The 11,596-nt window shown below is 66.7% G+C and carries 9 protein-coding genes; 4 read left to right on the top strand and 5 right to left on the bottom strand.

Features of this window, described 5'->3' with window-relative positions:
• Positions 1-76: 76 nt before the first annotated feature.
• Positions 77-1,864 (top strand): aspartate--tRNA ligase, encoded by a 1,788-nt coding sequence (aspS, locus tag MRBLAR12_RS03780; protein WP_229995072.1) that lies wholly within the window; start codon positions 77-79, stop codon positions 1,862-1,864.
• Positions 1,865-1,965: 101 nt separating this feature from the next.
• Positions 1,966-2,847: a GNAT family N-acetyltransferase gene (locus MRBLAR12_RS03775; RefSeq protein WP_364743606.1), complete on the top strand. Its 882-nt coding sequence runs from the start codon at positions 1,966-1,968 to the stop codon at positions 2,845-2,847.
• Positions 2,848-3,177: 330 nt separating this feature from the next.
• Here MRBLAR12_RS03775 and MRBLAR12_RS03770 read toward each other — a convergent pair whose 3' ends face one another.
• The 5 genes from MRBLAR12_RS03770 to MRBLAR12_RS03750 all read right to left on the bottom strand — a co-directional run bounded on the left by MRBLAR12_RS03770 (position 3,178) and on the right by MRBLAR12_RS03750 (position 8,392).
• The gene (locus MRBLAR12_RS03770) at positions 3,178-4,590 is read right to left on the bottom strand and encodes an MFS transporter (protein WP_364743603.1); all 1,413 of its coding nucleotides are present in this window, start codon (positions 4,588-4,590) and stop codon (positions 3,178-3,180) included.
• A gap of 10 nt (positions 4,591-4,600) precedes the next feature.
• On the bottom strand, positions 4,601-4,930 hold the full coding sequence (locus MRBLAR12_RS03765) for a Dabb family protein (RefSeq protein ID WP_364743600.1): 330 nt from the start codon (positions 4,928-4,930) through the stop codon (positions 4,601-4,603).
• A 1-nt stretch (position 4,931) separates the two neighbouring features.
• Entirely contained in the window at positions 4,932-6,614 is a 1,683-nt protein-coding gene (locus tag MRBLAR12_RS03760) for an FAD-dependent oxidoreductase (protein ID WP_229996054.1), read from the bottom strand.
• Between the two features lie 95 nt (positions 6,615-6,709).
• Positions 6,710-7,471, bottom strand: a complete 762-nt coding sequence (locus MRBLAR12_RS03755; protein ID WP_364743596.1) for an SDR family NAD(P)-dependent oxidoreductase — start codon at positions 7,469-7,471, stop codon at positions 6,710-6,712.
• Between the two features lie 135 nt (positions 7,472-7,606).
• Positions 7,607-8,392: an IclR family transcriptional regulator gene (locus MRBLAR12_RS03750; protein WP_229996056.1), complete on the bottom strand. Its 786-nt coding sequence runs from the start codon at positions 8,390-8,392 to the stop codon at positions 7,607-7,609.
• A gap of 132 nt (positions 8,393-8,524) precedes the next feature.
• Here MRBLAR12_RS03750 and MRBLAR12_RS03745 point away from each other — a divergent pair, with 132 nt between their 5' ends.
• Positions 8,525-10,246 carry an FAD-dependent oxidoreductase gene (locus MRBLAR12_RS03745; protein ID WP_364743593.1) on the top strand — a complete coding sequence of 574 codons (1,722 nt, stop codon included), beginning with the start codon at positions 8,525-8,527 and terminating at the stop codon, positions 10,244-10,246.
• 21 nt (positions 10,247-10,267) lie between these two features.
• Positions 10,268-11,041 (top strand): IclR family transcriptional regulator, encoded by a 774-nt coding sequence (locus tag MRBLAR12_RS03740; protein WP_364743590.1) that lies wholly within the window; start codon positions 10,268-10,270, stop codon positions 11,039-11,041.
• Positions 11,042-11,596 lie beyond the last annotated feature (555 nt).

Raw genomic sequence — 11,596 nt, 5'->3', positions numbered from 1 at the left:
CGATCCTATTGAACTTCATTTACTGAATATCGATTTCTTGAACGTCACTTTTTGATTTTCCGCTGAAAGGAATGCTGTGCTGCGCACACATGACCTCGGATCGCTTCGCTCCGAGCACATTGGACAAACCGTAACCCTCGCCGGCTGGGTCGGCCGGCGTCGTGACCACGGTGGTGTCGCATTCGTTGACCTGCGCGACGCGTCCGGCGTCGCCCAAGTGGTGGTCCGCGAAGAAGAGGTCTTCCACGGCCTGCGCAACGAGTACGTGCTGCAGATTGTCGGCACGGTTTCCCAGCGCCCCGAGGGCAACGAGAACCCGGCGCTTCCCACCGGTGAGATCGAGGTCATGGCCGAGAAGGTCACCATCCTCAACACCTCCGATCCGCTGCCGTTCCAGATCGACGAGCACGTTGAGGTAGGCGAGGAAGCGCGCCTGAAGCACCGTTACCTGGACCTGCGCCGCCCCGGCCCCGCCCGCAACCTGCGCCTGCGCTCGGAAGCCAACCGCGTGGCCCGCGAGCTGCTCCACCAGGACGGCTACGTGGAGATCGAAACCCCCACGCTGACCCGTTCGACGCCGGAAGGCGCCCGCGACTTTGTGGTTCCCGCACGCCTCGCGCCGGGTTCCTGGTACGCGCTGCCGCAGTCCCCGCAGCTGTTCAAGCAGCTCCTGCAGGTGGGCGGCTTCGAAAAGTACTACCAGATCGCCCGCTGCTACCGCGATGAAGACTTCCGCGCGGACCGCCAGCCGGAATTCACGCAGCTGGACATCGAGGCCAGCTTCGTGGATCAGGACGACATCATCCGCCTGGGCGAGAACATCGTCAAAGCCCTGTGGAAGCTGATCGACGTCGAGATCCCGACGCCGATCCAGCGCATCACCTACCACGACGCCATGGCCCGCTACGGCTCGGACAAGCCGGACCTGCGCTTCGGCCAGGAGCTCACCGAGCTGACCGAATTCTTCAAGGACACTAATTTCGGTGTCTTCAAGGCGCCCTATGTCGGTGCCGTCGTCATGCCCGGCGGCGCCTCCCAGGCCCGCCGGGCCCTCGACGCCTGGCAGGAATGGGCCAAGCAGCGCGGCGCCAAGGGCCTGGCGTACGTCCTGTACAAGGAAGACGGCGAGCTCGCCGGTCCCGTCGCCAAGAACCTCACGGACACCGAGCGTGCGGGCCTCGCCGACGCCGTCGGCGCCAAGCCCGGTGACTGCATCTTCTTCGCAGCCGGCGAGAAGAGCCCCTCCCGGGCACTCCTCGGCGCTGCCCGCGTGGAGATCGGCCACCGTACCGGCCTCATCAACCCCGCTGACTGGGCCTTCTGCTGGGTCGTAGACGCGCCGATGTTCGAACCCGCAGCGGCTGCGGTGGCGTCCGGCGACGTCGCCGTTGGCGCCGGCCAGTGGACGGCCGTGCACCACGCGTTCACCTCGCCCAAGCCCGAGTTCATGGGCTCCTTCGACACGGATCCCGAGTCGGCGCTGTCCTACGCCTACGACATCGTCTGCAACGGCAACGAAATCGGCGGCGGCTCGATCCGTATCCACGAGCGCGACGTCCAGGAACGCGTCTTCGAGCTCATGGGCCTGGACAAGGCAGACGCGCAGACCAAGTTCGGCTTCCTGCTGGAGGGCTTCAAGTTCGGCGCCCCTCCGCACGGCGGCATCGCGTTCGGCTGGGACCGGGTGGTTGCCCTGCTGGCCGGCGTGGAGTCCATCCGCGACGTCATCGCGTTCCCGAAGTCCGGCGGCGGCTTCGACCCCCTGACCCAGGCTCCCGCTCCCATCACGGCGCAGCAGCGCAAGGAAGCCGGCGTCGACTTCAAACCAGAGGCCAAGAAGAAGCCCGAGGACGGCAAGAACTAAGCCGGAAGCATCAGCATGAACAGCAGGGGCTCCCCGGGCAACCGGAGAGCCCCTGCTGTTGTCATACTCGGCCGCATTTGTTCCGGATGGAGAGGACCCCGATGGACCTGAGTCCGCACCGTGAAGCGAGCCCCGAGTCGGGCGCGGAAACCAATTCCGAAGCCATCGCGGCAGCCAACACTGAATCCACCCCGGGGCTGGAAGCGCTGATGGATGCGGCGTGGCCGGCCGCCGAACGGGAGGAGTCCGGCGGCTGGGTACTGCGGGCGGCCTCCGGGGTGACGCAACGGGCGAACTCGGTCTGGGTGCGGGACGCCGGCGATGACGACCCGCACCGGCAACTGGCCGCACTCCGGGCGGCGCGGCTTTGGTACCGGAACCGCCGGCTTCCGCTGATCTTCCAGATCTTTGACGGCCCGCGCCAATCGGCTTTGCAGTCGGTGCTCGATGCCGAAGGATTCACCCGGCAGTCCGAAACCCTGGTCCTGGTCCGCGGACCCGGCCCGCAGCCCGGTGCGGGTTCCGGCGACCCCGACCCCGCCGTAGAAATCTCGGCGGAGCCGTCGGCGGATTGGCTGGACCTGTGGTGGAGCGTTGACGGCCGCGGGGGAGCGGCCGAGCTCGACGTGGCCCGCCGCATCCTGGCAGGGTGCCCCGCCCTGTACGCCCTCGTGCGGGATGACTCCGGCGCGCCCGCCGCCGTCGCGCGGCTCGCTTTGCCCGGCACAGGGCGCACTGGCCCCGCGTGGGGTGGACTGTACTGCATGGCTACGCGTCCGGATGTGCGGCGGCTGGGCTATGGCGGCCGGATTGTCCGGGCGCTTTTGCGTGAGGGCGGGGCCCGCGGCGTGGCCGGGTACTGGCTTTTGGTGATGGCATCGAACGCAGGTGCCCGGAGTCTGTACACCCACGCCGGCTTCCGCGAAGCCGGCCGGTACCTCTACCGGCAGGAACGGCCGAAGCGGCACCTGACCGGCTGCTGAAACGGCGTCTGCGGCACCCGAGCGAATCGGGCGCCGCAGACGCCGTCGGGCCTCTCGGAGCAGTAGGCGCAGTACGGGGGCTCTACATGTCTTCGGTTTCGTAGTGCAGGCCGAGCCACGGCGAGGCAGTCAGTTGACCATTGGAGGGCCGAGGTGCGGCCGGCGGTACCTCGCCGCGTGCAGCCGGGGCCACCCATGGCATGGGCCTTTGTGTGTTGGATCCCTGCAGTCCCAGGGTCCGGGGCCCGGTCAAGTGAATTGGCCAGTGGTGCGGGAATGCGCTGTGGGGACTGGTTCTGGACATGTGGGTCTCCTCGGGGTCGGGGCGGTTCAGGGAAGCCGCATGGCCGGCAGAGCCTGCTGCCCGGCGAGATTTTCCTCGGCAAGCAGTTCCCGGCGCCGCGCGGTTCCGGCCAGGTAGGGGCCGCCCAGATCCTGGATGGGGGTCTTGTACGTCTCGCGGGAGAAGTACACCGAGACGGCGGCGATCAGCATGCAGACCGTGCCGAAGACGGCCACGGGAACCCAGCCGGCGATGCCCGGGGCCAGGAGCATGCCGGCGATCATCGGGGCGAAGCCGGCCAGGACCAGGCCCAGCTGATTGCCCATCGCCATGCCCGTGTAGCGCACCGGGGCGGCGAACTGCTCGGCGAAGAACGAGGGCCATATGCCGTTGAAGCCGGAGTAGAGCACCGTCATGTTCAGGAGTGCGGCCAGGAAGACCAGCACAATGTTGCCCGAGGACAGGGCCAGGAAGTACAGGAAGATCGTGAGGGAGCAGCCGATCGCGGCGGTCAGCAGCACCGGGCGCCGGCCGATCCGGTCCGAGAGCTTCGCGGCCAGCGGCATGGCGAACATCGACAAGCCGATGGCCACGGCGTTGACGGTCAGGATGGAGGCCCGGTCAAAACCGGCCGTGGAGGTGGCGTACGCCAGTCCGAAGACCGTGAAGATGGTCTGCATGACGGACATGATCGACATTCCCATCACACGCAGGACATCGGCGCCCTGGAACTTGAGGACGTCCTTGACCGGCATCGGGGCGACCTGCCGGTGCTCCTGGGCCTCCTCGAAGACCGGAGTTTCGTCCAGGTGGGTCCGCACCCAGTAGGCGATGGCCAGGACCACGATCGAGAGCCAGAACGGGACCCGCCAGCCCCAGCTCATCATCGCGTCCTGCGGCATGGACGTGACGGGAATGAAGACGAGCGTGGCCAGGACCATGCCGGAGGCGTAGCCGGTCATTACGAAGCTGGTGAAGAAGCCGCGTTTGCCGTCCGGGGAGTGCTCAAGCGTGAGCGTGGATGCGCCCGCCGACTCGGCGCCCGCGGAGAAGCCCTGGGCCAGCCGGCCGGCCACGAGCAGGATCGGGGCCCAGACGCCGACCTGTTCATAGGTCGGCAGGAAACCGATACCGAGCGAGGCCAGACCCATGATGCCCAGGGTGAGCAGCAGGATCTTCTTGCGCCCCAGCTTGTCGCCGAAGTGGCCCATGACCAGACCGCCCACCGGCCGCGCCACGTAGGCGACGCCGAAGGTGGCGAAGGCGCCGATCAGGCCGATGGCAGGGTCGGCGGAGGGGAAGAACAGGTGCGGGAAAACCAGGGCGGCGGCTGTCCCGTAGATGAAGAAGTCGTAGTACTCCAGGGTGCTGCCCAGGAACGATGCCAGGGCTGCCTTCCGCGGAGTCTTGCGCGCGGCCGGGGGTGGGGTGGCAGGGCGTGGGGCGGGTGCGGTGTGCATGGGGGTCTCCTTAAGACGACGATGTCTCAGTGGCCGCCGGCTGGGTATCCCCGAGGTGGAAGTCCACCGAGAGGATCTGCTGGCTGTTGGGGAATGAGTATGCCTTGAGCGGTTCGTGCAGCGGATGGGTGTTGTACACCGCGATGTCCTCGACCTTTTCGAAGTCCGCCACGATGGCGTAGTCGAAGGAGCGCTCGGTGCTGAGCACATCCGGGCCGTGGGTGAGGCTGAGCATGCCGGGGATATTCCCGGTCATCCTGTTGAGGCCTGCGATCCATGCCTGCTTGTCGGCCGGCGGGAAGTCCGGTTTGAACTTGAAGAGGACGGTGTGGCGGATCATCTCAGGCTCCTACCAGTTCGGCGGCGGCCTCGACAGCGGTTGGGCCACCCGAGACGAAGTCGGGGTCCTGGCCGGCGATGGTGCGGCCGGCGAGGTAGCCCATGGTCATAATCGGGCCGAGCGTCGCGCCGGCGCCCGGGTACCCTGCCGCGTAGGCGTTTTCGGTCGTGTTGCCCGCGGCATAGAGGCCCTCGATGGGGCGGTTGTCCACGTCCAGGACCCGGGCCCGGCCGTCAGTGGCGACGCCGCCGTTGGTGCCGAACGCGCCGTTGACCACTTCCATCGCGTAGAACGGCCCGGTCCGCAGCGGACCCAGGGACGGGTTCGGGTAGGGGTTCTCGTCGTCGCCCCAGTATTTGTCGTAAGCGCTTTCTCCGCGGCCGAAGTCGGGGTCCTCACCCTTGACGGCGAACTCGTTGAAGCGGGCCACCGTCGCGGCCAGGTTTTCGGCAGGAACGCCGATTTTCGCCGCGAGCTCCTCCAGCGTCGGCGCCTCGATCAGGTAGGCGGGGGTGGGCTGGCCGGCGCGGTGGGCCAGGATGCCGTAGCGCTCCATGTAGGCGTGGTCCACGATCACATGCGCGGGGGTGTTGAGGGTCTGGTTCCTGGCGGAATCCCAGGACTGCAGGCTGCGGGCGAGGTCGTTGTAGTTCTGGGATTCGTTGGCGAAGCGGCGGCCGTGGCGGTTGACCATCAGCGAGCCCGGGCCCTGGCGTTCGAAGCGGAGCAGGGTGCCGATCGGCTGCCCGTCGCGGGTGTCGCCGGTAATGGACATCGGGGCCCACCAGGCTTCGCGGGTTCCGCGGGTCTGGCCGCCGATCCGCTGGGACATCCGCAGGCCGTCGCCGGTGTTCGAGGGCGGCGAGCACATCGTGTACAGCCGCGAGGCGAGCATCGAATCGGCCAGTGCCTTGTCCCATTCGAAGCCGCCGGTGGCCAGCACCACGCCGTCGTTCGCCCGGAAGACGTCGCCGGATTCGAGTTCGACGCCGGTCACCCGCCCGCCGCCCGTGAGCAGCCGGTGGCCGCGGGCGCCGGTGACGAGGGCGGCGCCGTCGCGGACCAGGCTCGCAAGGAGCATGGACACCAGGGCTTGGCCCTTCGCCACGAGCCCGTCGGCCTGGCGCTGGTTGAGATCATCCCAAGGGAACTTGGTGAACGCTCCCCAGTTTTCGTATTCCTGCATCGTGAACGGGGCGCGGCCGTCGGTGCGGACATGGGAGGTGAGCGCGCCGAGGGCTTCCTTGCTGTTGAACAGCTCGGGCTCCACCGTGCGGCCACCCTCCATGGCGCCGGGCAGGTCCTGGCGGTAGTCCGGGAAATTGTTGAGGAAAATGAAGCGGACGCCGCATTCCTCTTCCACGAAGCGGAGCATCTGGTCGCCGTAGTTCAGGGCGGCGTCCAGGAGCTCCTCCCGCCCACGGCCCCGCGCCACGGCGCGGACATACTCGGCGGCCGCTTCCTTCGAATCGGTGATCCCGGCTTCCCGGGCGTGGTGGTTGTCGGCGACCCAGAGCATGCCGCCGGAGACGGCAGAGGTGCCGCCCAGCAGGACGCTCTTTTCCAGGACGACGACGGACTTGCCGGCACGTGCGGCGGTGGCAGCCGCGGTGAGGGCGCCGGCGCCGGAGCCGACGACGACGACGTCGTAACTGGCCGATGCGGTTCCACTGACGAATTTCATAGGTATTGCCTTTCAAAGAATGAAGAAGTTCCTGCGTGGCCGGGAAGCCTCCCCGCGGAAACGGGGGCAACAGCGGCAGGTCAGGGGCGGAGAGGTCAGACGGCGGTGTAGCCGCCGTCGATCACGAGTTCCGAGCCCGTAGTGAACCGGGATTCGTCCGAGGCCAGATACAGGACGCCGTAGGCGATATCGTCCGGTTCGCCCTGCCGGGGCAGCGGATTGGAGCCGACGAGCTGCTTGTAATACTGTTCCGCGCCGATCTCCGACTGTTCGGCGGAGCGGCGGCTCATCCGGGTGTTCATAGACCCGGGATGGATGGAGTTCACTCGGATGCCGTGGCTTCCGTAGGCCGCCGCATCGGACTTGCTCAGCAGCCGGACGGCGCCCTTCGTGGCGTGGTAAAGCGGCACGTTCCTGCCGCCGGTGATGCCGTGGATGGAGGAGAAGTTCACGATGCTGCCGGCGCCCTTCTTGATCATTCCCGGGACCACGTACTTGGTCATCAGCCAGACGCCCTTGACGTTGACGTCGAAGATCGTGTCGAAGTCAGAGACGGTGGCGGTGTGGGACGCGCCGGCCGGGCCGATGATGCCGGCGGCGTTGACCAGGACGTCGGGGGCGCCGAGGTCGTCTGTCACCCGGCGGATCGCCTCGGCGACGCTGTCCTCGCTGGTGACGTCGACGTCGTACTGGCTGATGTTTTCGTGAATGGCGGCGGACGGAATGCCCGCAACGTCCAGGCTGGCGACCTTGGCGCCATGTTGGGCCAGCAGGGCGGCGGTGGCGCTGCCCAGATCGCCGCGGCCGCCGGTGACGATTGCGGTCTTTCCGGCCACGCGGTTCGCTGTGGGGTTCATGTGGTCTGCTCCTCGTAACTCCAGCAGCCTCTTTGCTGCGTCCCAGCCAGAGTGACAGCGGAGCTGTGACGCCAACCACACGATTGCCGATGAACGGAAAAGCGACCTTTTGGTGGCTTTGCTTAGTGGCTCCGTTTAGTGGCTCTGGCGGAGGGCGCCCTTGAGCTCCCCGCGCCAGCCCAAGGCGCGGGAGATGCCGCGTGCGGAAGCCAGCAGAACCGGAACCCGGGCGGGGACATTCTCCTCGTTCCGGGGCACCACGACGCTCAGCGCCGCGACGACCGTATTGTCCGGGCCGAAGACGGGGACGGCGATGCCGCTGGATTCCTTCACGATCACCCCGGGCATCACGGCGTAGCCCCGCTGCCGGATCTCGGCCAGGTGGCGGCGGAGCTGGGAAGGGTCGGTGAGTGTGGTTTCGGTGAACTTCGTCAGGGCCCGGGCCAGGACGGTTTCCTGATACTCGGACGGCGAATTGGCCAGCAGCACCAGTCCCGACGATGTGGCGTGCAGTGGGAGGCGGCCGGCGATTTTCGTGATGTCCACAATGGTGGAATGCGAGCCGATCCGCTCGATGTAGAGGACCTCATCGGAGTCCAGGATGCCCAGCGTGGTCGAATGCTGGACCACGGCCTGGACGTCCTCCATGAACGGCAGGGCGGCCTCCCTCAAGCCCACCATCTTGGACCCGCGCGACACCAGTTCCCACATCCGGGTCCCGATGTGCACATTGCCGCCCGGCTCACGATCGAGCAGACGCTCGAGCAGCAAGTCATTGACCAGGCGGTAGGTGGTGGTCACGGGAAGGCCGGTACGCCGGCCCAGTTCTGCGACGCTCATGGACGGGTGGCGGTCGTCAAAGGCGCTGACGATCTTTACAAAGCGGCCGATGATCGACTCGCCCGATGCGGAGTTGGCCAATGAACCTCCTCAGGATTCCCGCTCAATGGTAATCGTCCTCGCGGTGATCCGCGTCACCGGCTCTACTGGGGGTCTGGCATTCCACCCCGGCTGCCGCAGCGAAGCGCGCGGCCGACTGAACGGAGCAAAACCATGAGTAAACCCGTCCTCTGTGATGTCCTCGTCATCGGCTCCGGTGTGGCCGGAATGGCCGCAGCGTTGAAAGCCGCCTCGCAAGGACTGAACGTGATCGTGGCCGAGAAGGAACGGTACTTCGGCGGCACGACGGCGATCTCCGCCGGTTGGGCGTGGGTTCCCGGCAACAAGCAGGGCGTGGAGCAAGGGGACACCCGGGAGGAAGCGGAGACCTACTTGCGAAACCTGGCGCCGGATACGTTCAACGAGGCCGGGGTGAGCGAGTTCCTGAACACCGCGCCGGAAGCCATCTGCTTTTTCGAGAACGAGACCGAGGTGAAGTTCACCTACCCGGAGAAGTCACCGGACTACAAGATGGACCTGCAGGGCGCCAAACTCTCGGGCCGGGCAATCCTTCCGCAGGATGTCGACGCGCGCGTGCTGGGGGACAAGCGGCTCCTGATGCAGCCCTATATGAGTTCCTACACCGTCTTTGGCTACATGCCGCAGGTGGGTCCCGACATCAACGAGTTCTTCCATGTGAACCAGTCGGTCAAGTCGTTCGTCTACGTGGCGAAGAAGCTGCTGCGCACCTGGGCCGACGCCGCCCGGTACAAGCGGCCGGTCCTGCGTTCCAACGGCAACGCGCTGATGACCCGCATGGTGAAGAGTGCCGATGACCTGGGTGTGCGCCTCTGGAATTCATCTCCTGTCCTCTCCCTGACCAAGGACGACGCCGGAACCATCACCGGCGCTGTCATCGGCGGTGAGCATTCCACCACCGTGGAGGCACGCCTGGGCGTCATCCTCGCCGCCGGCGGTTTCTCCGGCAGCAAGGAACTGCGGAAGCAGTATTTCCCGCACGACGCCGACGACCACTTCACCCCGACCGTGGGCCACGGCGGTGACGCCGCCAGCCTGGCGATCAGTGCCGGCGGCCACATCGACGATTCGGTGTTCAGCGTGGGGTCCTGGGCGCCGGTGACCGTTTTCAAGTACCTCAATGGCAAAGAGCGTCTCTTCCCGCACCTGCGCGCCATCGGACTGCCGGGGCTGATCGCCGTCGACCGTCACGGCAAGCGCTTCGGGAACGAAGCCCTGAGCTATCACGACTTCGGCGGGACCATGATTGAGCACAACAAGGACGAGGACAAGACGTTCGGGTATGTAATCGGCGATGCCAAGACCATGCACAAGTACGGCATAGGCTATGCCAAGCCCTGGCCGATGCCGCGCGGCTACTTCTACAAAACGGGCTACCTGGTCAAGGGCGCCACCCTTGCGGAGCTGGCCGGCAAGCTCGGCATCGATGCAGCGGGTCTGAAGGAGACCGTGGCCGGGTTCAATCCGGCAGCGGAACGCGGCGAGGATCCGGCGTTCGGCCGCGGCTCCACCCTGTACAACCACTTCCGCGGGGATATGGAGCACAAGCCGAACCCCAACCTGGCCCCAGTCGGCAAGGGACCGTACTACGCGGCCACGATCCAGATGGGCGACCTGGGCACTTTCGCCGGCATCGGCGTCAATGAACACTCCGAGGTCACCACCGAAGAGGGAACGGCGATTCCCGGCCTGATGGCGGTCGGTGCGGCAGCCGTCAGCGTTTTTGGGGGCGGCTACCCGGGCTACGGCTCACACATCGGCCCGGCCCTGGTGTTCGGTTACCGCGCGGGCCGAGACATCGCGAAGCTCGCCGCCAACCGGGGTGTGGAGCGTGCGGCCACCGTGGAAGCCGGCTAAGGCGAAGGGCCGGAGACGTCCGTGGCAAACTCACCCACCGGTGAATCGGTCATCAGCCGCGTCGTGCGGCTCATGAGCGCGTTCGACCGCGACCTTCCGACCATGACGCTCACCGGCCTCGCCCGCCGGGCAGACCTGCCCCTGACCACCGCCCACCGGCTCGTGGACGATCTGGTGCTGCACGGCCTGATCGAGCGGCTGGCGGACGGGAACCTGCGGTCGGGGATGCGGATGTGGGAGCTGGCCGCACGGGGATCGCGTGCGCTGAATCTTCGTGAGTTGGCGTTGCCCTTCATGGAGGATGTCCAAGCGGCCGTCCACCAGCACACCACCCTCGCCGTGCTGGACCACGGGACCGTGCTCTACGTCGAGCGGCTGTCCTCGCCCCAATCCAGCCTGGACGCCGCCCATATTGCCCAGAGGATGCCGATTCACGCCGCCTCCTCCGGCCTGGTGCTGGTCGCCTACGCGCCGCCCTCCTTTCAGGACGAGGTGCTTTCACGCCCGCTGGCGGCTGTGACCGCGGAGACCATTACTGACCCGGCACTCATCCGGAAGCATCTGGCGGACATCAGGCAGCGCGGCTACGTTGCCCTGCCGGGTATCGGCGTCACAGAGTGGACGGGCATCGCAGTGCCGGTCTTCGGCCCGGACAACACCGTCGCCGCCGCGCTGAATGCCATCGTTCCGCGGCAGGAAGCCGCCGTGCCCCTCACCGTCCCGGCGCTCCTGACCGCAGCGCACGGGATCTCCCGTGCGCTGAAGGCCTCCGGCCCGGCGCCCCGGCGCTCTTGACCGCAGCATCTGACCGGAACCGGAATCGTCCCTCCGGGACCCCGCGGTCCAGCGGTTGAGGGTCTTTCAGCACTTGGAGCCCTCAGTGCGGCCGGGGAATAGTCGGAATGAAGGAGGGACACATGCCCTCCAGCGCCCGGCATACTGGGAGGGCGTCCACTGCCACACTTCATCGAGGCGTCTTATGAAAGTTGTCATTGCGGAATCTGTAGCCATGGTGGCCATTGGTGACGGGGCCCTCGGAGCGCTGTTTCCGGTCCAGCACTGCACCCGGTGGGATATCGGGCCCGAACCGTGGCGCAAGTGCATGCGCATGTTCGCCAAGCATCCACAAGTAACGCGGACCATAAGTATTTTGCAGATCGCCGCCAGCATTGCATGGGCTGCGAGCCTGCCTGCATCCCCGGTGAAGGGCAAAGCCCGGACCTAGGAGGAGCTGGCGTCTGATGCGAGCCCGCCGGGGGACATGGCGGAGTGGTCTAAGAAATCTGTTCTTCCGGTAGCCGCGGCGCGGCAAACGGCTTTCACAACCGATGAACGGAAGGCCTATGGGGT

The organism is Arthrobacter sp. LAR12-1-1.1, assembly GCF_040676555.1.
GTDB lineage: Bacteria > Actinomycetota > Actinomycetes > Actinomycetales > Micrococcaceae > Arthrobacter.
Note: the sequence above shows the minus strand (reverse complement) of the source record. Positions and strands in the feature narration are given on the sequence as shown.